The following is a 22,100-nucleotide window of genomic DNA, read 5'->3' on the forward strand; positions in this document are numbered from 1 at the left end:
CGGCCCAAACCACACACATCTCAAGCACAGTCACTAAAGAAGCCCCGTCTGCGCTACCATGCATGGCCGGACGCGGCAGCCTGCTGCGCGCAGGAGTCAGCATGGCCCACCCGTTTGAAACACTCACCCCAGACCTCGTGCTCGATGCCGTCGAAAGCATCGGCTTTCTCAGCGACGCGCGCATTCTGGCGCTCAATAGCTATGAGAACCGCGTCTATCAAGTCGGCATCGAAGACTCCGAGCCGCTGATCGCCAAGTTCTACCGTCCGCAGCGCTGGACCAACGAAGCAATTCTCGAAGAACACCAGTTCACCTTCGAACTTGCCGATGTCGAGGTGCCGGTCGTCGCGCCGCTGATCCATAACGGTGAAACCCTGCACGAACACAACGGCTTTCGTTTCACCCTGTTTCCCCGCCGTGGTGGCCGTGCGCCGGAGCCAGGCAACCTCGATCAGTTGTATCGCCTCGGGCAACTGCTCGGTCGCCTGCACGCGGTGGGCGCGACCAAACCGTTCGTGCACCGTGAAGCGCTGGGTGTGAAAAACTTTGGTTATGACTCGCTGACCACCTTGCTTGAAGGCAACTTCATCCCCCGCAGCTTGCTGCCGGCCTACGAGTCGGTGGCCCGTGATCTGCTCAAGCGCGTGGAAGAGGTCTACGACGCCACGCCACACCAGAACATCCGCATGCATGGCGACTGCCACCCCGGCAACATGATGTGCCGCGACGAGATGTTTCACATCGTCGACCTCGACGACTGCCGCATGGGCCCTGCGGTGCAGGACATCTGGATGATGCTGGCGGGGGATCGCCAGGATTGCCTCGGACAATTGTCGGAATTGATGGACGGCTACAACGAATTCCACGATTTCAACCCGCGCGAACTGGCCTTGATCGAACCACTGCGCGCCTTGCGCCTGATGCACTACAGTGCCTGGCTCGCCCGCCGCTGGGACGACCCGGCCTTCCCGCGCAGTTTCCCGTGGTTCGGGACGGAAAGGTATTGGGGCGATCAAGTGTTGGCATTGCGTGAACAACTCGCGGCACTCAACGAAGAACCGCTGAAACTTTTCTAAACAGCAGCGCCCCCTGCAGGAGCGAGCCTGCTCGCGATGGTCGTGAACGAGAACGCGGGGAACCTGATACCCCACGGCGCCTTTGAGTTCATCGCGAGCAGGCTCGCTCCTACATCGATCAGCACATCAGGAAAAATCTCCTTACAATCCCCTCTTTGTTAGCTGCCTAAGCAAGGACTCTGCATGCAAGCTGCCAACCTCCGTCGGGGGTACATCCTGGGCCTGAGTGCCTACATCATCTGGGGAATTTTCCCGCTCTACTTCAAAGCCATCGCCAATGTGCCCGCCGTGGAGATCATCATCCACCGTGTGTTGTGGTCGGCGCTGTTCGGCTCTTTGCTGCTGATGGTCTGGAAACATCCGGGCTGGTGGCGCGAGCTGCGGGAGAACCCGAAACGACTGGCGATCCTGGCCCTGAGCGGCACGCTGATCGCCGCCAACTGGCTGACGTATGTCTGGTCGGTGAATAACGGACGCATGCTTGAAGCCAGCCTTGGCTATTACATCAACCCGCTGGTAAACGTGCTGCTGGGCATGTTGATCCTCGGCGAACGGCTACGGCGCATGCAGTGGATCGCCGTGGGTCTGGCGGCGATCGGTGTGGCGCAGCAGGTGTGGCAGGTAGGGAGCCTGCCGTGGGTGTCGCTGGTGTTGGCCCTGACCTTCGGTTGCTACGGGTTGATCCGCAAGCAGGCACCGGTGAAGGCATTGCCGGGGCTGGTGGTGGAAACCTGGATGCTGGTGCCGATTGCCGTCGCCTGGTTGCTGTTCAATCCGACCGCTGCGAGTACTCAACCTGAGTTCTGGACGACGTCCGAAGCCTGGTGGCTGGTCGCTGCCGGCCCGGTGACGCTGGTGCCGCTGGTCTGCTTCAACGCCGCTGCACGGCATTTGCCCTACACCACGCTGGGGTTTCTCCAGTACGTGGCACCGACATTGGTGTTGTTGCTGGCCGTGCTGCTGTTTGGCGAACACCTTTCGTCGAGTACATTGCTGGCCTTCATCTTTATCTGGGCCGGCCTGGCCGTTTACAGCGTCGACGCATGGCTCAGCCTGCGCCGCCGAGGCTGATCAAAAAACGCACAAACCTCTGCAGGCCACGTCAATCGTGGCCTGCATCGTTTCTTCCCAAGGTTATCCACAGCCTGATCCCCGGCGAATGTGCGCAAGTCGCTGAAACTGTTGGTTTTTTGATCAATTCCTAAAAAGCCCCGGCCGGTGTGGCCTGGCGGGCTGTCTCTACAGGTTATCCACAGGCAGGTGCACGTTTAACTTGGATAACCCGATCAAGGCTCACTGCGCAGCACCAACTCCACCATCAGATCGTCGGCCAGGGTTTCCAGGCGCGACTGCAATACATCCAGGGACAAGGTCAACGGCACCGCGAGAATCGCTTCGGCGTGGAACAGCGGCTCACTGCTCATCGGTGCCGGCCGCACCTCAGTCACCAGCCGTTCCAGATTCACCCCCTGCTCACTCAACAGTCGAGTGATATCACGCACGATCCCCGGCCGGTCATTGCCTACCAACTCCATGGCGATGGGTTTCCAGGTGCAGGATTGTTCGATGCCGCTTTCGGCGATCAAGACGCGAATGCCCTGGGCGGACAGGCCTTGCAGGGCATCGACCAACGCATCGTAGGCCTCTGCCGGCACGCCCACTCGAAGGATCCCGGCGAACTGCCCGGCCATGCGTGACATGCGGCTTTCCAGCCAGTTGCCGCCGTGCTCGGCAATGCATTGGGCAATGCGCTCGACCTGCCCTGGCTTGTCCGGTGCAAAAACGGTGAGTACGAGGTGGTCCATGGCGCAGCCCTCTGGTCATGACTTTTGTTATCGAAAACCAAGTATAGGCAAGGCACCGGAATCGGCTTGGCGCAGCTTTTCTGTGGCGAGGGAGCTTGCTCCCGCTCGACCGCGTAGCGGTCGTAAAAGCTTTTGGGCTTGCTTCGCAAGCCAGCGGGAGCAAGCTCCCTCGCCACCAAAAAACAAAGCCCCATAGCCGTGCATCAAAGATTATGTGTACAACTTTTTATATTTAACTGGAACAATCTCATGGTTTTTTGAGAACATCCCGATCCCCGGCGTGACTGCAATGCGTCATGGGGTCGCAGAACGACGTAATTAGTCTAATTTTCACAAGCGCAATTCATCATGTAGTATGCCGCAGCGCGCACTACATAACGTTGGATCGATGTCTGCCTCAGGCGCAGTCGCATCCCTGAAAGCCCCGTCAGCACGGCCTCCGCGCCGTTGATTGGTCCCCACCCAGCCGTCAGAAATGGCATGTACTGGTCCCAGGGTTTGTGGTTTAAATGCCAAAGGCTTCATTGTTAAATTGAAGAGCTGAAAAGCGAAATAGCTGAGCAGAGTGAGGCAAGCAATGACTGAACACGTTCAAGTCGGTGGCCTGCAGGTCGCCAAAGTCCTGTTCGACTTCGTGAACAACGAAGCCATTCCCGGTTCCGGCCTCACCGCCGATACGTTCTGGGCCGGTGCCGACAAGGTCATTCATGACCTGGCGCCGAAGAACAAAGCCCTACTCGCCAAACGCGACGATCTCCAGGCTCGTATCGATGGCTGGCACCAATCCCGTGCCGGTCAGCCACACGACGCCGTGGCCTATAAAGCCTTCCTGCAAGACATCGGTTATCTGCTGCCAGAAGCAGCCGATTTCCAGGCAACGACGCAAAATGTCGATGATGAAATCGCCCGCATGGCCGGCCCGCAACTCGTAGTGCCGGTGATGAACGCCCGTTTCGCGCTCAATGCTTCGAACGCCCGCTGGGGTTCGCTGTACGACGCGCTCTACGGCACCGACGCGATCAGCGAAGCTGACGGCGCGGAAAAAGGCAAAGGCTACAACAAGGTGCGCGGCGACAAGGTCATCGCCTTCGCCCGCGCCTTCCTCGACGAAGCGGCGCCATTGGCGGCCGGCTCCCACGTCGACTCCACCGGCTACAAAATCGTTGACGGCAAACTGGTCGTCGCCCTCAAAGGCGGCAGCAACACCGGCCTGCGCAACGACGCCCAGTTGATCGGCTTCCAGGGCGCTGCTTCGGCCCCCACCGCGATCCTGCTGAAAAACCACGGCCTGCATTTCGAAATCCAGGTCGATGCCAGCACCCCGGTCGGCCAGACCGATGCCGCCGGTGTCAAAGACATCCTGATGGAGGCGGCGCTGACCACCATCATGGACTGCGAAGACTCCGTCGCTGCAGTCGATGCCGATGACAAAGTGGTGATCTACCGCAACTGGCTCGGCCTGATGAAGGGCGACCTGTCGGAAGAAGTCGCCAAGGGCGGCAAGACGTTTACCCGCACCATGAACGCCGACCGTACCTACACCGCCGTCGATGGCAGTGAACTGAGCCTGCACGGCCGTTCGTTGCTGTTCGTGCGCAACGTCGGTCACCTGATGACCATCGACGCGATCCTGGATAAAGACGGCAACGAAGTGCCGGAAGGTATCCTCGATGGCCTGGTCACTTGCCTGGCCGCGCTGCACAACCTGAACGGCAACACGTCGCGCAAAAACACCCGCACCGGTTCGATCTACATCGTCAAACCGAAAATGCACGGGCCGGAAGAAGCTGCATTCACCAACGAGCTGTTCGGTCGCATCGAAGACGTGCTGGCCCTGCCACGCAACACCCTCAAAGTCGGGATCATGGACGAGGAGCGTCGTACCACGATCAACCTCAAGGCCTGCATCAAGGCGGCAAGCGAGCGCGTGGTGTTCATCAACACCGGCTTCCTCGACCGTACCGGTGACGAAATCCACACCTCCATGGAAGCCGGCCCGATGGTGCGCAAGGCCGACATGAAGGCGGAAAAATGGATTGGCGCCTACGAGAACTCCAACGTCGATATCGGCTTGAGCACCGGCCTGCAAGGTCGCGCACAAATCGGTAAAGGCATGTGGGCCATGCCGGACCTGATGGCCGCGATGCTCGAACAGAAAATCGCTCATCCACTGGCCGGCGCCAACACCGCCTGGGTACCTTCGCCGACCGCCGCCGCCTTGCACGCACTGCATTACCACAAGGTTGACGTGTTCGCGCGCCAGGCCGAACTGGCCAAGCGTGCTCACGCCTCGGTGGACGACATCCTGACCATTCCGCTGGCGGTGAACCCGCAGTGGACCGCCGAGCAGATCAAGAACGAACTGGACAACAACGCCCAGGGCATTCTCGGTTACGTGGTGCGCTGGATCGACCAGGGCGTCGGCTGTTCGAAAGTGCCGGACATCAACGACGTCGGCCTGATGGAAGACCGTGCGACGCTGCGTATTTCCAGCCAGCACATCGCCAACTGGCTGCGTCACGGTATCGTCTCTCAAGAGCAAGTGATGGAAAGCCTCAAGCGCATGGCGCCGGTGGTGGACCGTCAGAACGCGGGTGATGCGCTGTACCGTCCGCTGGCACCGAACTTCGACAGCAACATCGCCTTCCAGGCCGCTGTCGAGCTGGTGATCGAAGGTACCAAGCAACCGAACGGCTACACCGAGCCGGTCCTGCACCGTCGCCGTCGCGAGTTCAAGGCTGCCAATGGCCTGTAACTGAGCGTTTGCGCCGTACAAAAAAAGGCCCTGATCTTCGGATCAGGGCCTTTTTATTCATGGGTGTCACCGCCTTCCCGCAGGAGCCGGCTTGCTGGCGATCCAGACGCCGCAGTGAATCAGGCAAAATGTGTAAACGTTCTTCGCCAGCAAGCCGGCTCTACAGGGGTGACTAAGGCTCCATCCCCAGCTCATGCTTGACCAACTCCAGCAACTTGTCGCTATCAATCGGCTTGAGCAGGAAATCCACCACGCTCAAATGCATTGCGGCGATGGCGTCTTTCACGTCGGCGTCCCCCGAGACGATGATGACCGGCATTGCCGCCCGCACCGATTCACGCACCCGGCGGATCAGGTCCAGGCCGTCTATGTGGCCCATGCGCAAATCCGTGATCACCAGGCCAATCGCCGGTTTCTCTTCCAGCATCTTGAGTGCAGTCTCGCCACTGGCAGCGGTCAGGCAGCGAATCCCGTTGAGCGCCAGAATCTCTGACAGCAATTCCCGGGCGTCTTTATCGTCATCGACGATCAGCACGCGCTGCGGCGGCAAGTCAGGTTCCAGCATGACGGCACTGAGCGCCTCGCGCTCGGCGTCACTCAAAATATCGTGGTCGGACATGGCTTTCTCTACATGTTCAGTTCAATTCCCTAGCACAGTGGTCAGACATCGCTAAGCAGACCCTCAATGTGCACTTCGTCAGATATTTTTCCAATAGGTGTACGGAAAGGTTTTTCGCACAATTGCGTAAGGCTTTTCCGACATTCCCTTTCACACATCACCTACCTAGACTTACGTCCAATGGGCACCCGGACCGCAGGGGCCGACCATGGCTGAGTCATCCGACGACAACAAATCCAAAAAAGACTGCGGTTATGGTTATGAGTAAAGCGGACGCCTTCACACAAGCAGGGAAAACGGCGGTGTTGCAAAACATCCAGGGCACCCTGCAATTTCTTCAGCGCTTCCCGCCCTTCAATCAGATGGAGCACGCTCATCTGGCGTACCTGGTTGAACAATGTCAGCTGCGTTTTTATGCGCCCGGCGAGAGCATCATCAAGCCTGCCGATGGCCCGGTTGAGCACTTTTACATCGTCAAGCAGGGTCGGGTCGTGGGCGAGCGTCCGCACACGGCCAAGGGCGGTACCGAAACGACCTTCGAGATCACCACCGGCGAGTGCTTTCCCCTCGCCGCGTTGCTGGGCGAACGGGCGACCCGCACCGAGCATCTGGCCGCCGAAGACACCTTTTGCCTACAGCTGAACAAGCTCGCATTCATCAAACTGTTCGCCATTTCCAGCACCTTTCGCGACTTTGCCCTACGCGGCGTCAGTAGCCTGCTGGATCAGGTCAACCAGCAGGTCCAGCAAAAAGCCGTGGAAACCCTCGGCACCCAATACTCGCTCAACACCCGCCTCGGCGAATTGGCCATGCGCCATCCGGTGACCTGCAACCCGATGACGCCCCTGCGCGAAGCCGTGACCCTGATGCACGAACAGCAGGTGGGCAGCATTGTGGTGGTCAACGAGCAAAAGGCGCCGCTGGGGATTTTCACCCTGCGCGACTTGCGCCAGGTCGTGGCCAACGGCACGAATGACTTCAACGAAGCCATCGAACGGCACATGACCCAGGCGCCGTTTTTCCTGTCGCCGGATCACAGCGCCTTCGATGCGGCCATCGCCATGACCGAACGCCACATCGCCCACGTCTGCCTGGTCAAGGATCAGCGCCTGTGTGGCGTGGTCTCGGAACGTGACCTGTTTTCCCTGCAACGGGTCGACCTGGTGCACCTGGCGCGCACCATTCGCAGCGCCCAGCGCGTGGAAAACCTGGTCACGCTACGCGGCGAGATCGGCCAACTGGTGGAACGCATGCTGGCCCACGGGGCGTCTTCAACCCAGATCACCCACATCATCACCCTGCTCAACGATCACACCGTGTGCCGAGTGATTGAATTGACCCTGGCCGAGAAAGGCGACCCGGGCATACCGTTCAGTTGGCTGTGCTTCGGCAGCGAAGGCCGCCGCGAACAAACCCTGCATACCGATCAGGACAACGGCATCATTTTTGAAGCGCGGGACGCCGCCCACGCCGCTGAGATCCGCGGCAAGTTGCTGCCCATCGCCCAACAGATCAACCAGAGCCTGGCCCTGTGCGGTTTCACCCTGTGCAAGGGCAACATCATGGCCGGCAACCCCGAACTGTGTTTGTCCCGGGCCGAATGGGCACGACGCTTTGCTGCGTTTATCCGCGAGGCGACGCCTGAGAACCTGCTCGGTTCGAGCATCTATTTCGATTTGCGTGTGGTCTGGGGCAGCGAGCAAGGCTGCGAACAGTTGCGCCGCGCGATTCTCGATCAAGTCGGCGACAACCGCTTGTTCCAGCGCATGATGGCCGAGAACGCCTTGCGCAATCGTCCGCCCGTGGGCCGTTTCCGCGAGTTTGTCCTGGCCCGCAAAAATGGCGAGAAGGCCACCCTCGACCTGAAGGTTCAGGGCCTGACCCCGTTCGTCGACGGCGCACGATTATTGGCGTTGGCCAACGGCATCGAAGCGAACAATACCCTGGAGCGGTTTCGCCAGCTGGTCGACAAAGAGGTCATCGAGCCGCTGGACGGCGCAGCGTATGAAGAGGCGTATCACTTCATCCAGCAAACCCGCATGCAGCAACATCAACTCCAGACCCGGGAGAATCTGCCCGACTCCAACCGCGTCGATCCGGACAGCCTCAATCATCTGGATCGACGGATCCTGCGAGAATCCCTGCGCCAGGCACAACGCCTGCAAAGCAGCCTGGCCCTGCGGTATCAGCTATGAGCCTGTTTTCATGGCTGCGCCCGGCCGGCCCGATCCTGTCCGGGGAGCTGCAACAACGCCTGCAACGCTTGCCAACGCCCGCCGGACTGAGCGAGTGCAGCCTGCGCGAACAGCGCTGGGTGGTACTCGACCTGGAGACCACCGGGCTGAACCTGAACAAGGACCGCGTGCTGTCCATCGGCGCGGTGGTGATCGAGGACGGCGCGATTGATTTCAGCCAGCAATTCGAACGCACCCTGCAGTGCGCCGAGGTCAAACTCGGCCCCAGCGTCTTGATCCACGGCATCGGCCCCAGCGCGATTGCCGCCGGCAGCGACCCAGCGCAGGCATTGGTGGAGTTCATGGAGTTCGTCGGCGACAGTCCGATCCTGGCCTTTCATGCGCCTTTCGACCAACACATGCTCGGCCGCGCCTTGAAAGACCATCTGGGCTACAAGTTGCAGCATCCATTTCTGGATGTGGCGGACATCGCCCCGCTGCTGTGCCCGCAAGCCAATATCCGCGAAGCCGGACTGGACGAGTGGATCGACTGGTTCAAGCTCGAAGTCTTCGAACGCCACAACGCCAGCGCCGATGCCCTGGCCACCGCCGAATTGGCGCTGATCCTGTTCAGCCGGGCGCGGCAGCAACAGATTCATAGCCCGTTGAATTTGCAGCAGCGCTTGAATCAGTGGAAGCGACGGCAGCACACACCGTCCTTCTGATCTCCGGCCTCATCGCGAGCAAGCCACGCTCCCACAAGGTTACGCACACTCCCTGTGGAAGCGCGGCTTGCCCGCGATGAACGATGACGCGGTCTCCCGACCAACGCCAATTGCATTACCTCCCCCGCCTCTGACACAATCGCGAACCATTCTCGTTAGTTAATATTTCCCAATCGGTAATGCTACGTGACGCCAGTCCCAAGCCCCCAAAATGAGCTCGTCGGTGCGTTATATCGCGACCATCGCGGTTGGCTGTTGGCCTGGCTTCGGCGCAACGTGGCTTGCCCGCAACGCGCCGAAGACCTGAGTCAGGACACGTTCCTGCGCTTGCTCGGCCGTGAGCAATTGACGGCGCCACGCGAACCGCGGGCCTTTCTGGTGGCGATTGCCAAGGGCCTGCTGTTCGACCACTTCCGCAGAGCCGCACTGGAACAGGCTTACCTGACCGAACTGATGCTGATTCCCGAAGCCGAGCAACCGTCGGTGGAAGAACAGCAAATGATCCTCGAAGACCTGAAAAACATCGATCGCCTGCTCGGCAAACTGTCGAGCAAGGCGCGGGCGGCGTTTCTCTACAACCGTCTCGACGGCCTGGGACACGCACAAATCGCTGAACGCCTGGGTGTCTCAGTGCCACGGGTGCGCCAATACCTGGCCCAAGGTATTCGGCAGTGCTACATCGCGCTGTACGGTGAGCCGACGTGAGCCCGGCCAGTTCCAGGCCGGTGTCGGCACAGGTGCTGGATGCCGCGATTGCCTGGCAGCTGTCACTGGACTCCGGCACTGCGGTCGAGCGCGAAGCGTTCGCCAAATGGCACGCGGCCCACGAAGAGCATGCGCGCGCCTGGCGCCAACTGGGCATGCTCGACCAGCGTTTCAGCGTCGCCAGCGGTCCGGCCCGCACCGCCCTGCTGCAATCGCGCGAAAGCATTCGCCGGCGAGTGCGCACGCTTGGCAGCGGCCTGGCCAGTGTCGTCGCCGTGATTGGCCTGGCGCTGTTCGCTGCGGATCGGTACCTGCCAATCGACTATTGGCTGGCAGACCAGCGCACCGCCACGGGCGAGCAACGCACCCTGCGCCTGGCCGACGGCACGCTGATCAACCTCAACACCCACAGTGCCATCGATGTGCGCTTCGACGAGAAGCAGCGCCGGGTCATTCTCCAGGAAGGCGAAATCCTGGTCGAAACCGCCCATGGCGATGCCCGTCCGTTTATCGTCGAAACCCGCGAAGGCAGCATGCGTGCCCTCGGTACGCGGTTTCTGGTCAAGCGCGAAGCAGAAGGCACGCGCCTGAGCGTATTGAAGTCGGCGGTGGCTGCACATCCTGAATCGAGTCCGGAAGAACAGATCCTGCGCGAAGGCCAGCAAGTGCTGATACGCAACAATGGCATGGGGCCGATCGTTGCCCTCAACCTCGGCGCGGATGCCTGGACCCGCGGCATGCTGGTGGTGGACAACGTGCGCCTGGAGGACCTGGTCCGTGAGCTCGGCCGTTATCGTCCCGGACATCTGGGCGTCACGCCGGCAGTGGCCGACCTGCGAATCACCGGCAGCTTCCCGCTCAAGGACACCAACCTGGCACTGAACGCGCTGCTGCCGACCCTGCCGGTGCAGATCGACCAGCACACGCCATGGTGGGTGACGGTGGCGGCGAAAACTGAGGCCAAGCGCAATCCCCTGTAGGAGCTGGCCTGCCAGCGATGGTCGTTAACGATAACGCCATGCTCATTGGATAAACGCGGGGCTTTTAAGGGCATAGCTGGGCAAACCGGCTCATGCTGGTCCGCGATGACCTCGAAATAACTGAATCGAAATTATTTTCATCCCGCCCTATCACTTTTCACTTTTCGCTCGGCACCCAGGCAATTGAGAAGTATTCCCTTTCAGGAGCCGCCGTATGTCCCGTTCCCCAGACACCTTGTTGCGCCCCGGTTTGCTGGCGGTTGCCATTGCGCTTTGCGCCCCCCTGGCCAGCAGCCCACTGTTTGCCGCTGAACAGGCGACCAGCGTTCGCGCCTACGACTTGCCGGCCGCGCCCCTGGCCAGCACGCTGAACCAGATCGCCAGTCAGGCCGGCCTGGCGTTGTCGCTCGATCCGTCGCTGGCGGCGGGCAAGACCTCGGCACCGGTCAAAGGCCAGTTCGACGCCCCTGCCGCCCTGCGTGAAGCCTTGCGCGGCAGCGGCCTGCAACTGGAACAGAGCGGCACCGGCACCTTCAGTCTGGCGGCCGTCCCCGAGGGCGCGTTGGCCCTGCCGGCAACCAGCGTGATCGGCGTAGAAGACACTGAAAACGCCTGGGGACCGGTGCAAGGCTACCTGGCCAAGCGCACGGCGGCCGGGACCAAGACGGATACGGCTCTGGCCGAAGTGCCCCGTTCGATTTCGGTCGCCACTCGCGAGCAGATGCAAGATCGCGCCGTACAGAACCTGGATGACGCCGTCCGTTACATGCCCGGTGTCGTCGCGAGCAGCTACGGCAGTGACAGCCGCGCCGAGTGGCTGAAGGTACGCGGATTTGAACCGACTCAATTTCTCGATGGCTTGCCGCTCCCCAAGGGCGCCTACACCATGCCGAAAATGGAAACCTGGGATCTCGAGCGCGTGGCCTTGCTGCGCGGCCCCGCATCCTCGGTGTACGGCCAGACGCCGCCCGGAGGGTTGATCGATATGGTCAGCCGTCGTCCTGAAGCCTTTGCCAGCAACGAAGTGCAACTGCAGATCGGCAGTTATCAGCGCAAGCAGATCAGCTTCGACAGCACCGGCCCGCTCGACGACGACGGACGCTTTCTCTACCGTGTCAGCGGCGTGGTACGGGACAGCAACACCACCATCGAGCACAACGACGACAAACGCTACAACATCGCTCCCAGCCTGACCTGGAACATTGATCCCGATACCCGACTGACCTTCCTCAGCCAGTTCAACCGTGACGATACCGGCATCACCAGTCAGTTTCTGCCGTTGCAAGGCACCAGGCTTTCATCGCCTGCCGGCGAAGTGAAGTACCACAAGAACCTCGGCGACCCGCAATGGGAGTTCTACGACAAGACTTACTACGCCCTGGGTTATGCCTTTGAGCACCGGATGAACGACGTTTGGCAGTTCCGTCAGAACCTGCGCTATAGCAAGAGCGATCTATCCTTCCAGGGCATCACCGCGGGCGGGTTTTATGGTTCGGTCAGTGACGACGGCACCGTGGCCCGGGGCGCCAACATCGTCAACGAAGACATCAGCCAGTTCGCCGTGGACAACAACGTCCAGGCCGATTTTGAAACGGGCCCGCTCAAGCACACTGTGTTGCTGGGACTTGACCATCAGCGCGTCAACACCAACTACCAATGGCTGTATGGCAGCGCACCGACCAGCAATATCATCAACCCGATTTACGGCCAGGACTTCAGCAACGTCAGCTACACCGCGTTCAATGACTACAACCAGAAGACCCATGACACAGGCCTCTATGCCCAGGACCAGATGGCCCTCGATAACTGGCGCCTGACGGTGGGCGGGCGACAGGACTGGCTGCACACCGACTCGACCTTCTACAACCTGAACGACGCCAGGGACACCCGTAACGACACCGCCTTCACCGGCAATGCCGCCCTCAGCTATGTGTTCGATTCCGGCTTCACCCCTTACGTCTCCTATGCCGAGTCCTTTCAAGCCGAAGCAGGTGGTGCCAATGGCCAGGCTTTTCGCCCGGGCACTGGCAAGCAATATGAAGTGGGGCTCAAGTACCAGCCTCCAGGCAGCGACATGCTGTTCACCGCCGCCGCCTATGACCTGACGCGAAAAGACATCGTGCTCAGCGACACCCTTGGCGTATCGCGTCCACTGGGTGAAGCCAAGGTGCGTGGCTTCGAGCTGGAAGCCACCGGCGACGTCAACGAAAACCTCAAATTGACGGCAGCCTATACCTACGCCAACACCAGGATGACCAAAGTCACCAGCCCCCTGGACCAAAATCGCCCCCTGCCACTGACGCCGGAAAACCAGGCCTCTGCCTGGGCTGACTACACCTGGCATACCGGCGTGCTGGATGGTTTTGGACTTGGATTCGGCGTGCGCTACATCGGCGAGACCGACAACATCGCCATTGGCAGCATGGAATTCGTGCGCGATAAATCAGACGGCCATACCGATTCCTACACCGTCTATGACGCCGCTGTTCATTACGACCTGGGCCGTCTGAACAATACGCTCAAGGGCGTCAGTGTTGCCGTCAATGCCAATAACGTATTCGACAAGGAATACATCTCAACCTGTGACGGCTTCTATTGCTACTACGGCGACCGCCGCAACGTCATGACCAGCGTTAACTACAAGTGGTAAGGGCGTGACCTGACCTGCCCCACAACCAGGCCGTCCTCCATGGACGGCTTCGGTATTTCCGAAGGCCATGAAATGAAAAGCAAAACAATTCGCCGCTGGTCCGCCGTGCACACCTGGAGCAGCCTGATCTGCACGGTGTTCCTGCTGATGCTGGCCCTGACCGGCCTGCCGCTGATTTTCCATCACGAGATCGACCATTTGCTGGGCGACGCCGCCGAGCTGAAGGCAATCCCTGAGGACACCCCGCACCTGAACTTGCAGCAGTTGGTGCAGGCCGCCGAAAAGCATCGCCCCGGCGACGTCGTGCAGTATTTCGGTTTCGAGGACGATGAGCCCGACGCTGTGATCGCGATCATGGCGCCCACGGCCGGAACCGAACCGAATTCGTCTCACACCTTCATGCTCGACGCCCGCACCGGCCAGGCGCTGGAGATGCCGTCGGCCAACGGCGGCTTGATGATGGTCCTGCTGCGCCTGCATGTGGACCTGTTCGCCGGGCTGTCGGGCAAGTTGCTGCTGGCATTCATGGGCATCCTGTTCGTGGTGGCGATCATCTCCGGCACCGTGCTGTATCTGCCCTTCATGCGGCGCTTGAAATTCGCCACCGTGCGCCAGGACAAATCCACCCGCCTGCGCTGGCTCGACTTGCACAACCTGATCGGTGTCGTGACCCTGACCTGGGCCTTGGTGGTCGGCGTGACCGGGGTCATCAGCGCCTGCGCCGACTTGCTGATCGCCGCCTGGCGCAACGACAGCCTTAGCGCAATGATCGCGCCGTACCGCGATGCACCGCCGCTGACACAACGGGCGCCCGCTACCCGGTTGCTGGACATCGCCAATGAAGTCGCGTCAGACATGCAGCCAGACTTCATCGCCTTCCCCGGCACCCGCTTCTCCAGCGAGCACCATTACGCGGTGTTCATGAAAGGCAGCACGCACCTGACTTCGCACCTGCTGACGCCAGTGCTGATCGATGCCAGCACCCTGCAAGTCACAGCCGTGGCCGAACGCCCGTGGTACATGGACGCCATGGGCATGTCGCAGCCACTGCACTTCGGTGACTACGGCGGCCTGCCGATGAAAATCCTCTGGGCGACCCTGGATGTGCTGACGATCATCGTGCTCGGCAGCGGGGTTTACCTTTGGGTGGTACGGCGCAGAGCCGCGAAACCGCTGCTGGAAAAAGCGGAGAGCATGGCATGAGGCCCCGGCAGTCGAACTTCTGGAAGGTCTTCGCGACTCCCGCCGTCATCGCTCTGTTCAGCGCCGCCGGGTTGTTTGCCGCGCTGCTGGGCGATGGCGTTTGGGACGCCCTGAGCTGGCTGGGCCTCGGCATCCCCGCTGCGCTTGGCCTGCGAGGGTTGTTGCAACGCAATTGACGCGCCCCCCCTGTAGGAGCGAGCTTGCTCGCGGTGCACTCGAATACGCCGCGGGGCATCAGGCTCCCCGCGTCATCGTTGACGACCATCGCGACGGTGCGACGATTCGACAGGCTCGCCCCTACAGGTCATACGATGACCCTCTATTCCGCCGGTCGCCTCACACTGCAAATCCTCTGACATATTTGTTGACACTTTAGCCTGTGTGCTTCTATAAAGACGCATGTTGTACGACAACCTACAACAACGGCAACACCAAAAAATCCAAAAATAAAGAATGGTGAAGTGATGAAAGTCAAAGGCATCCGTTGGTGGATGGTCGGTCTGGTGACCGCCGGCCTGATGGTCAACTACCTGGCGCGCAATACCCTCTCAGTGGCCGCTCCGACCCTGATGAGCGAAATGAACATCTCCACCGAGCAGTACTCGCACATCGTCGTCGCCTGGCAGCTTTGCTATGCGTTCATGCAACCGGTCGCCGGCTACATCATTGATGCCATCGGTACCAAAATGGGCTTCGCCATTTTTGCCTTCGCCTGGTCGATCGCCTGCGCGCTGGCGGCACTGGCGACGGGCTGGCAGGGACTGGCGTTTGTCCGCGGCCTGCTCGGCCTGACGGAAGCGGCCGGTTTGCCGGCGGCGGTCAAGACTTCCACTGAATGGTTCCCGGCCAAAGAGCGCTCGGTGGCCATCGGCTGGTTCAACATCGGCTCGTCGATTGGCGCCGTGCTGGCGCCGCCTCTGGTGGTCTGGGCCATCTTGCACAGCGGCTGGGAGCTGGCGTTCCTGATCGTGGGTGGTCTGGGCGTGGCCTGGACGTTCCTGTGGATGATCCTCTACAAACATCCGCGCGATCAAAAACGCCTGAGCGATGAAGAGCGCGACTACATCCTCAGCGGCCAGGAAGATCACTTCAAAGACACCACCCACAAAAAGGGCAGCTGGAAGAAGATCATCGGCAGCCGCAACTTCTACGCCATCGCCAGCGCCCGGATGCTCTCCGAGCCCGCCTGGCAGACCTTCAACGCGTGGATTCCGCTGTACCTGATGACCGAGCGCCACATGAACATCAAGGAAATCGCGATGTTCGCCTGGCTGCCGTTCCTCGCCGCTGATCTGGGCTGCGTGCTCGGCGGCTACCTGAGCCCGTTCTTCCACAAATACTGCAAAGTGTCGTTGTTCACCTCGCGCAAAATGGTCCTGCTGTTCGGCGCCTCGTGCATGATCGGCCCGGCGTGCATCGGCCTGGTCGCCAGCCCCTACACCGCGATTGCGTTGCTGTGCATCGGTGGTTTCGCTCACCAGACCCTGTCCGGCGCGCTGTACGCCATCACCTCCGACTCGTTCGGCAAAAACGAAGTGGCCACCGCCACGGGCATGGGCGGTATGTTCGGCTACCTGGGTGCGGCCGCCTTCACCCTGGTGTTTGGCGTGATGGTGACCAAGATCGGCTACAGCCCGCTGTTCGTGGTGCTGGCGATTTTCGACATCGTGGCAGCGTTCATCGTCTGGACCGTTGCTCGTGAGCTCAAGCCACAGGCAGTTTCAGGACCTGAAGCCGCGCAGACGCTGCAACCCGCCAGCTAAAACGCAATACCTGCTCGCGATGGCCGATAACGATGACGCCGGGCACCTGACACCGCTCGGCGCGCTCAGGTTTTTCGCGAGCAGGCTCGCTCCTGCAGGTGACGGTGATCTTGAGCTATCGCCTCCACACGTTATGCTGCGTGACACCGCCACCGACCGAGTCACTGCCATGTCCACCCCGAGCATGACCCTGTACCACAACCCTCTCTCGCCCTTCGTGCGTAAAGTCATGGTGCTGCTGCACGAAACCGGTCAACAGGACCGCGTGGCCTTGCAGACCAGCGTACTGACGCCGGTCAGTCCCGACCTGACCCTCAACGAAGACAACCCGTTGGGCAAGATCCCCGCGCTGCGTCTGGACGACGGCAACGTCATCCACGACAGCCGGGTGATCCTCGACTATCTCGACCACCAGCACGTCGGCAACCCGCTGATTCCCCGTGAGGGCTCCGCCCGCTGGCGACGCCTGACGCTGGCCTCCATGGCGGACGGCATCATGGACGCCGCCGTTCTGATCCGTTACGAAGTGGCCCTGCGCGCCCCGGAAAAACACTGGGATGAATGGCTCGACGGTCAGCGCGACAAAATCCGCCGCGCCCTGGCTTTGCTGGAAAAAGACGCGATCGCCGAACTGACTAGCCATTTCGATGTGGCGGCGATCAGCGTGGCCTGTGCCCTGGGTTACCTGGACTTGCGCCATCCGGACCTGGCTTGGCGTGATACGAATCCGCAGCTGGCGGCGTGGTATTTCGAGGTGAGCCAGCGGCCTTCGATGATAGCCACGATGCCGAAGGTTTAACCTGCCGACGCTAACGCACTAGCAGTTCTGCTAGTGGGCAAACACTGAAAAAGCTCCGATGCTCAAGGTTCGGCCAACCGGCCCCTGCACGGAGCTCAACCCATGCCCAATCCACCTCATGCAACCCTGCTGTGCCGCTACCACTACGACCCGCTGGACCGTCAGAGCGGCTGCACACTGCCTCAAGAACCGGTCATCCAGCGTTTTCATTGCGATGGCCGATTGACCACTGAAGTCCAGGGCGGTGCGCGCTGGAGCATCTTTCAGCACGGCGACCATCTGCTGGCGCAACGAAATCATCTCGAAGCAAGCGTGACCGCTACGTTACTGACGACCGATCAGCAACGTTCCGTGCTCAACGCCCTCGACGCCTCCGGGCCTCATCCCATCGCTTATACCCCTTATGGCCATCATCCAGCGCTCCATAGACTGCTCAGCCGGCGCGGGTTCAACGGCGAACAACCGGACCCGCTGACCGGGGACTACCACCTGGGCAACGGGTATCGGCAATTCAACACAGTGTTGATGCGGTTTAACAGTCCGGACAGTTGGAGTCCGTTTGGCAAGGGGGGATTGAATGCGTATGGGTACTGCAATGGCGATCCACTCAACCGAGTGGACCCGACAGGCCATTCCTTTATAACCAGCTTATTTAAAGGAGTGAAAAATATGATCGGCGTCAGGCACCCTGGAAAGTTTCACAAGCAAAAAATAAACGACATAATCAACGGCGCAGAATTGAACTACAACGGCGAAATCATGGTAGAGAAGCTGAACACCAAAACAGCAAAACCCATCGACTTGGCAAAACTCTCACAAAACAAATTAACTCTATACACCGCCACGATAAATTCAGATAGCAGGCCTATTTACGAGATAGTTAATAATCACCTCTACATCACACCTCCAGAACAGACCAACACGCTACGCAATCTGACATCAGGGCACAAAGTTCTCACCCACAGTCAAACAATGCCAGTACCGAAGATTATAAAAGCCTTCGAACTGGCCAATTCAGTTAAATTCAACAGGGAAGTCAATGAAGCAAAAAAATTAATTGAAACGTGGCATCAACAACCAACTGTTGCCTCCATACCGGCAATTCATGAAGTTCCTCAAATACGTAAGAGATAGTTGGCGCTGCTGCGATCCGTTCTGAACTGGAAAGCCATTCGCCAACCTGGCCGCCAACAGTCCAGCGTTCTATCAGAGAACGCTGGTAGCGTTGTGACCCTATCAGTTCTGCCAGTAGGCAGCCCTTGCGGATTGCGCCACAGTGAAAGCCTGACTTGTCGGGTATTTCAGGAGCCCTCACCATGCCATCCAATCAGGCCACTGTGCTGTGCCACTACCACTACGATGCGCTGAATCGACTGGCCGCCAGCACGCCCTCGGCGCAGGCAATCACTCAGCGCTTCTATCTGAAAGACCGCTTGACCACCGAGATCCAGGGCGCCGTGCAGCGGTCGATCATTCAGCACGAGGATCACCTGCTGGCGCAGCGAGAACGCCAAACCGCCGCCGTGCAAACCCAGCTCCTGGCCACGGACCAACAACGCTCTGTGCTGAACCTGCTCGGCGCCACTCAGCGGCATCCGCTCGTCTACACACCTTACGGGCATCATTGGCTGAACGTCTTGCTCAGCCTGCTCGGTTTCAACGGCGAACGGCGGGATCCGCTCACGGGTTGGTATTTCCTGGGTAATGGATATCGAGCGTTTAATACGGTGTTGATGCGATTCAACAGTCCGGATAGTTGGAGTCCGTTTGGGGAGGGCGGGTTGAATACGTATGCGTACTGCAAGGGCGATCCGATTGGACGACGCGATCCGACCGGGCATTTTTCATTTCTGGCGTCGCTCAGGCAAATTGGCAGTCGCCTGCAGAGACCCCCAATGTTCCATGCTTCGGCAATGGCGGCATTAGCCGGTGCAGCCGGGCTTATAGTAGAGACAACCGTTGAGTTGGATGAAACCTCAAACACAGCACTTTTACTTGGATCAAGCCTTTTATTAGGCGTTGGACTCGGAGGAATGTACAGCTTTAGGCACTCCGCAACCCCTCGCCCGATATCGAGAAGGCAAGTTCCGACACCCGGCCGTGTTGACCCACCAACAACACCTGCCACAGCCCCCCAACGAAACCCTACTCATACAAGTAATGTACAGAACATTGAAATGAATACGTCTAACTTGCCCCGTTCATCCAATACGAATGGCTCTGGAGCTGCCAATCCCCCCCTACGAATCCCGAGGCCCCGCCTGACAGCCCCCACCACCAACCCGAATATTGCAAACATACGTCGACCTGGGATTCGCTAAACCAAGCCGCCTTCCAAGGAAGATCCATCGAGTATCAAGTCAATGACACAAGCGGGCGATCCTGATCGCCCGCTTGTGAGCATCGGGATATCCGGAACCCGCAGATGACAACGCCAATATTTATTCCCTTACCTTCTTAACAATCCGGCTTGTCCGCCGTAAACCTTCTCGCCGGATTCACCGCCGCACCGAACTCGCGCAAGGCCTTGGCGCCGATCAGCAACGGATAGTTGAAGTTGCTGCGATCCGTCAGGTTGACCTCAACCGTGCGCTTGACATTGCCCAGGCACAATTCCAGCTCGACCACCGGGCGCTTAGTCGGCGCGGCGGTTTCTTCGTCTTCGTCCTCTTCGGAGCGGGTCTTGATCTTGCTGATCCGCGCGACCTTGTGTTCGTAGACCTTGTTGCTCGCATCCTTGGTAGCGAGGCGGAAACGCACCCAGTTCTCGCCATCTCGGGTAAAGGTTTCGATGTCCTTGGCCGACAGCGACGCCGTCAGGGCGCCGGTGTCCATTTTCGCCTTGAGCACTTCACCGCCGATTTCCGGCAGCGCGATGTATTCGTAACGCCCATACAGGGTGGGCTCGGCGGCCAGCACCGGCAGGGCTAAAAGGGACAACAGTGCGAGGAAGGATTTCACGTGATGGGCGTCCTGGATAAATGGGGCAGCGAAATTTTAGACCCTCAGCGGGCAATTCGTTCGTTCTTGAAATCGCTTCGCGGGCAAGCCGCGCTCCCACAGGGTCTTGTGTGACTCAAAAACACCGCAATCCACCGTGGGAGCGGGCTTGCCCGCGAAGGGACCGGTGCCATCAACATCGTGATGGGGCCTGATATTCCCACCCAGCCTACCCATCCAAGGGTGAAACATTCGTCATCAGCCGATTTGGCCTGCCGCCCGAAGCTGCTTATCATGGCGCGCCCAAACGCTTTCAAGAGTTACCTATGCGCCGCCTGCTCACCGGCTGTTTCGTCACCCTGCTGCTGTTACTCAACACCCTGATCCTGATCGGGCCCTTGATGGTGTTTGCCCTGCTCAAACTGATCCTGCCCGGCCGCTTTCGCGATTACGCCTCCTGGTCAGTGATGTGGATCGCCGAGAGCTGGTCGGAAATCGACAAGCTGATCTTCCGTCTGTGCATCCCCACTCAATGGGACATACGCGGCGGTGACGACCTGCGTCGCGACACCTCCTACCTGGTCATCAGCAACCACCAGTCCTGGGTCGACATTCCGGCGTTGATCCAGACGCTGAACCGACGCACACCCTTCTTCAAATTCTTCCTCAAGAAAGAGCTGATCTGGGTGCCGTTCCTCGGCCTGGCCTGGTGGGCGCTGGATTACCCGTTCATGAAGCGCTACTCCAAGGCGTTTCTGGCCAGGCACCCGGAGCTGGCCGGCAAGGATCTGGAGATCACCAGGCAGGCCTGCGAATTGTTCAAGCGCCAGCCGGTGACGGTGGTCAATTATCTGGAAGGCACTCGCTACACCGCAGCGAAAAGCGCTCAGCAGCAGTCACCCTTCACTCACCTGCTCAAACCCAAGGCGGGTGGCGTGGCGTTTGTGCTGGCGGCAATGGGCGAACAGCTGGATGCGATTCTCGACGTCACGGTGGTGTATCCGCAGCAGGGAATTCCGGGGTTCTGGGATTTGATCAGCGGCAACGTGCCAAGGGTCATCATCGACATCAAGACCCGCGAACTCGACCCGGCACTGTGGCAGGGCGATTACGAAAACGATCCGCAGTTTCGCGAAGACATCCAGAACTGGGTCAACCAGCTCTGGATCGAGAAGGACCGGCGCATCGACGCATTGCGCGGCGAGAGCCGTTGATCAACTGCCGGTGCCGATGCCAGTCCCCCAGATGCCGCCCAGGCTTTGCAACAGCGAACCGGTAACACCTTGCTGACCGAGGTATTGCAGGATCACCGGGGCAAACATACCGACCATGCCGCTGTCCATGCCCAGCGTGCTGAAGGCGTTGTTCAAGTCGTTGGTGTCCTTGACGTTGCCCAAGGCATTATCCAGCCCTGCCGCCTTGCCGGTTGCACCGAGCAAACCGGTGAGCAAACCCAATTCGCCACCACCCGACAGGCTGTCGATTCCCGGCACACTCTTGGCCAGTTCCGAATAGTCGGTCGAACTCAGCTGATTTTTCGCCAACGCCAGCATCGCTCCGGTGCCACCGATCACTTGTTGCGGGGTTACGTTCAACTGGCTGAGCGCGCCCAGCAGGTCGGCTGTCTGCGGCGTCGGTGCAGCATCAGTGGCGGCGTTACCGCCCTGCATCCCCGAAATGGCATTGGCGGCATCGCCCAGGCTGAACTGAGCGAAGACCGGGCTGGCCGCCAGACTCATCAACGAAGCCAGTGCAAAAGCGCGTGAAATCCTCATCCAGACATCCCCTATGAAAAACCGCCCGGCAGTGGGCGGTGAAAAGCTGTGTGTTGGACTGGTATCCCCCGACATTGTTCCCGCCCCCTGTAGGAGCGAGCCTGCTCGCGATGGACGCCAACGATAACGCG

Annotated in this window: 19 protein-coding genes; 15 read left to right on the top strand and 4 right to left on the bottom strand. The window is 59.9% G+C overall.

The genetic code is table 11. The features are described 5' to 3' along the window. Positions 1-101 precede the first annotated feature (101 nt). Both ACGJAX_RS03770 and rarD read left to right on the top strand, forming a co-directional pair. Positions 102-1,076, top strand: coding sequence for a serine/threonine protein kinase (locus tag ACGJAX_RS03770; protein WP_090327572.1), 975 nt, complete (start codon positions 102-104; stop codon positions 1,074-1,076). Between the two features lie 183 nt (positions 1,077-1,259). After that, positions 1,260-2,147, top strand: coding sequence for an EamA family transporter RarD (gene rarD, locus ACGJAX_RS03775; RefSeq protein ID WP_390957446.1), 888 nt, complete (start codon positions 1,260-1,262; stop codon positions 2,145-2,147). 215 nt (positions 2,148-2,362) lie between these two features. Here the strand turns inward: rarD and ACGJAX_RS03780 are convergent, their stop codons facing one another. Then, a complete protein-coding gene (locus ACGJAX_RS03780) occupies positions 2,363-2,881 on the bottom strand; it encodes a glycine cleavage system protein R (RefSeq protein ID WP_090325785.1) in 519 nt (172 codons plus the stop codon). Between the two features lie 577 nt (positions 2,882-3,458). Between ACGJAX_RS03780 and ACGJAX_RS03785 the strand changes: the two genes are divergently transcribed. Continuing rightward, entirely contained in the window at positions 3,459-5,636 is a 2,178-nt protein-coding gene (locus ACGJAX_RS03785; RefSeq protein ID WP_390957447.1) for a malate synthase G, read from the top strand. Positions 5,637-5,808: 172 nt separating this feature from the next. Here ACGJAX_RS03785 and ACGJAX_RS03790 read toward each other — a convergent pair whose 3' ends face one another. Beyond that, the gene (locus ACGJAX_RS03790) at positions 5,809-6,255 is read right to left on the bottom strand and encodes a response regulator (protein ID WP_247254517.1); all 447 of its coding nucleotides are present in this window, start codon (positions 6,253-6,255) and stop codon (positions 5,809-5,811) included. A 260-nt stretch (positions 6,256-6,515) separates the two neighbouring features. Between ACGJAX_RS03790 and ACGJAX_RS03795 the strand changes: the two genes are divergently transcribed. The 11 genes from ACGJAX_RS03795 to ACGJAX_RS03845 all read left to right on the top strand — a co-directional run bounded on the left by ACGJAX_RS03795 (position 6,516) and on the right by ACGJAX_RS03845 (position 19,575). Continuing rightward, positions 6,516-8,450 carry a putative nucleotidyltransferase substrate binding domain-containing protein gene (locus ACGJAX_RS03795; RefSeq protein ID WP_390957449.1) on the top strand — a complete coding sequence of 645 codons (1,935 nt, stop codon included), beginning with the start codon at positions 6,516-6,518 and terminating at the stop codon, positions 8,448-8,450. Beyond that, positions 8,447-9,154 carry a PolC-type DNA polymerase III gene (locus tag ACGJAX_RS03800; RefSeq protein WP_247254515.1) on the top strand — a complete coding sequence of 236 codons (708 nt, stop codon included), beginning with the start codon at positions 8,447-8,449 and terminating at the stop codon, positions 9,152-9,154. The genes ACGJAX_RS03795 and ACGJAX_RS03800 overlap by 4 nt, the downstream gene beginning before the upstream one ends. A 186-nt stretch (positions 9,155-9,340) precedes the next feature. Continuing rightward, positions 9,341-9,859 carry an RNA polymerase sigma factor gene (locus ACGJAX_RS03805; RefSeq protein ID WP_090325797.1) on the top strand — a complete coding sequence of 173 codons (519 nt, stop codon included), beginning with the start codon at positions 9,341-9,343 and terminating at the stop codon, positions 9,857-9,859. Then, positions 9,856-10,839: a FecR domain-containing protein gene (locus ACGJAX_RS03810; protein ID WP_390957450.1), complete on the top strand. Its 984-nt coding sequence runs from the start codon at positions 9,856-9,858 to the stop codon at positions 10,837-10,839. The genes ACGJAX_RS03805 and ACGJAX_RS03810 overlap by 4 nt, the downstream gene beginning before the upstream one ends. A 214-nt stretch (positions 10,840-11,053) precedes the next feature. After that, the gene (locus ACGJAX_RS03815) at positions 11,054-13,489 is read left to right on the top strand and encodes a TonB-dependent siderophore receptor (protein ID WP_390957451.1); all 2,436 of its coding nucleotides are present in this window, start codon (positions 11,054-11,056) and stop codon (positions 13,487-13,489) included. A gap of 72 nt (positions 13,490-13,561) precedes the next feature. Further along, positions 13,562-14,692 carry a PepSY domain-containing protein gene (locus ACGJAX_RS03820; protein ID WP_390957452.1) on the top strand — a complete coding sequence of 377 codons (1,131 nt, stop codon included), beginning with the start codon at positions 13,562-13,564 and terminating at the stop codon, positions 14,690-14,692. After that, positions 14,689-14,868: a hypothetical protein gene (locus tag ACGJAX_RS03825; RefSeq protein WP_090325805.1), complete on the top strand. Its 180-nt coding sequence runs from the start codon at positions 14,689-14,691 to the stop codon at positions 14,866-14,868. Before ACGJAX_RS03820 ends, ACGJAX_RS03825 begins: the two co-directional genes overlap by 4 nt. Before the next feature lie 288 nt (positions 14,869-15,156). Continuing rightward, entirely contained in the window at positions 15,157-16,455 is a 1,299-nt protein-coding gene (locus ACGJAX_RS03830; RefSeq protein WP_090325807.1) for an MFS transporter, read from the top strand. Between the two features lie 169 nt (positions 16,456-16,624). Then, a complete protein-coding gene (locus tag ACGJAX_RS03835; RefSeq protein WP_248916661.1) occupies positions 16,625-17,254 on the top strand; it encodes a glutathione S-transferase in 630 nt (209 codons plus the stop codon). Positions 17,255-17,356: 102 nt separating this feature from the next. Further along, positions 17,357-18,388: an RHS repeat-associated core domain-containing protein gene (locus tag ACGJAX_RS03840; RefSeq protein WP_390957453.1), complete on the top strand. Its 1,032-nt coding sequence runs from the start codon at positions 17,357-17,359 to the stop codon at positions 18,386-18,388. 182 nt (positions 18,389-18,570) lie between these two features. Further along, complete coding sequence (locus tag ACGJAX_RS03845) at positions 18,571-19,575, top strand: RHS repeat-associated core domain-containing protein (RefSeq protein ID WP_390957454.1); 1,005 nt, start codon at positions 18,571-18,573, stop codon at positions 19,573-19,575. Between the two features lie 136 nt (positions 19,576-19,711). Here the strand turns inward: ACGJAX_RS03845 and ACGJAX_RS03850 are convergent, their stop codons facing one another. Further along, positions 19,712-20,215 (bottom strand): RimK/LysX family protein, encoded by a 504-nt coding sequence (locus tag ACGJAX_RS03850; protein ID WP_390957455.1) that lies wholly within the window; start codon positions 20,213-20,215, stop codon positions 19,712-19,714. Positions 20,216-20,520: 305 nt separating this feature from the next. On the opposite strand from ACGJAX_RS03850, the gene ACGJAX_RS03855 reads away from it, so the two are divergent. Next, positions 20,521-21,408 (top strand): acetyltransferase, encoded by an 888-nt coding sequence (locus tag ACGJAX_RS03855; RefSeq protein ID WP_390957456.1) that lies wholly within the window; start codon positions 20,521-20,523, stop codon positions 21,406-21,408. Here ACGJAX_RS03855 and ACGJAX_RS03860 read toward each other — a convergent pair whose 3' ends face one another. Beyond that, a complete protein-coding gene (locus ACGJAX_RS03860; RefSeq protein ID WP_390957457.1) occupies positions 21,409-21,969 on the bottom strand; it encodes a DUF2780 domain-containing protein in 561 nt (186 codons plus the stop codon). It lies immediately after the preceding gene. Between the last annotated feature and the right edge of the window lie 131 nt (positions 21,970-22,100).

The organism is Pseudomonas moorei (assembly GCF_042846945.1).
Taxonomy (GTDB): domain Bacteria; phylum Pseudomonadota; class Gammaproteobacteria; order Pseudomonadales; family Pseudomonadaceae; genus Aquipseudomonas; species Aquipseudomonas moorei.

What these genes read in the sequence shown, in the direction of transcription:
- ACGJAX_RS03770 (WP_090327572.1), top strand. Translation starts at nt 102, where the DNA reads ATGGCCCACCCGTTTGAAACACTCACCCCAGACCTCGTGCTCGATGCC.
- rarD (WP_390957446.1), top strand. Translation starts at nt 1,260, where the DNA reads ATGCAAGCTGCCAACCTCCGTCGGGGGTACATCCTGGGCCTGAGTGCC.
- ACGJAX_RS03780 (WP_090325785.1), bottom strand. Translation starts at nt 2,881, where the DNA reads ATGGACCACCTCGTACTCACCGTTTTTGCACCGGACAAGCCAGGGCAG.
- ACGJAX_RS03785 (WP_390957447.1), top strand. Translation starts at nt 3,459, where the DNA reads ATGACTGAACACGTTCAAGTCGGTGGCCTGCAGGTCGCCAAAGTCCTG.
- ACGJAX_RS03790 (WP_247254517.1), bottom strand. Translation starts at nt 6,255, where the DNA reads ATGTCCGACCACGATATTTTGAGTGACGCCGAGCGCGAGGCGCTCAGT.
- ACGJAX_RS03795 (WP_390957449.1), top strand. Translation starts at nt 6,516, where the DNA reads ATGAGTAAAGCGGACGCCTTCACACAAGCAGGGAAAACGGCGGTGTTG.
- ACGJAX_RS03800 (WP_247254515.1), top strand. Translation starts at nt 8,447, where the DNA reads ATGAGCCTGTTTTCATGGCTGCGCCCGGCCGGCCCGATCCTGTCCGGG.
- ACGJAX_RS03815 (WP_390957451.1), top strand. Translation starts at nt 11,054, where the DNA reads ATGTCCCGTTCCCCAGACACCTTGTTGCGCCCCGGTTTGCTGGCGGTT.
- ACGJAX_RS03820 (WP_390957452.1), top strand. Translation starts at nt 13,562, where the DNA reads ATGAAAAGCAAAACAATTCGCCGCTGGTCCGCCGTGCACACCTGGAGC.
- ACGJAX_RS03825 (WP_090325805.1), top strand. Translation starts at nt 14,689, where the DNA reads ATGAGGCCCCGGCAGTCGAACTTCTGGAAGGTCTTCGCGACTCCCGCC.
- ACGJAX_RS03830 (WP_090325807.1), top strand. Translation starts at nt 15,157, where the DNA reads ATGAAAGTCAAAGGCATCCGTTGGTGGATGGTCGGTCTGGTGACCGCC.
- ACGJAX_RS03835 (WP_248916661.1), top strand. Translation starts at nt 16,625, where the DNA reads ATGTCCACCCCGAGCATGACCCTGTACCACAACCCTCTCTCGCCCTTC.
- ACGJAX_RS03840 (WP_390957453.1), top strand. Translation starts at nt 17,357, where the DNA reads ATGCCCAATCCACCTCATGCAACCCTGCTGTGCCGCTACCACTACGAC.
- ACGJAX_RS03845 (WP_390957454.1), top strand. Translation starts at nt 18,571, where the DNA reads ATGCCATCCAATCAGGCCACTGTGCTGTGCCACTACCACTACGATGCG.
- ACGJAX_RS03855 (WP_390957456.1), top strand. Translation starts at nt 20,521, where the DNA reads ATGCGCCGCCTGCTCACCGGCTGTTTCGTCACCCTGCTGCTGTTACTC.
- ACGJAX_RS03860 (WP_390957457.1), bottom strand. Translation starts at nt 21,969, where the DNA reads ATGAGGATTTCACGCGCTTTTGCACTGGCTTCGTTGATGAGTCTGGCG.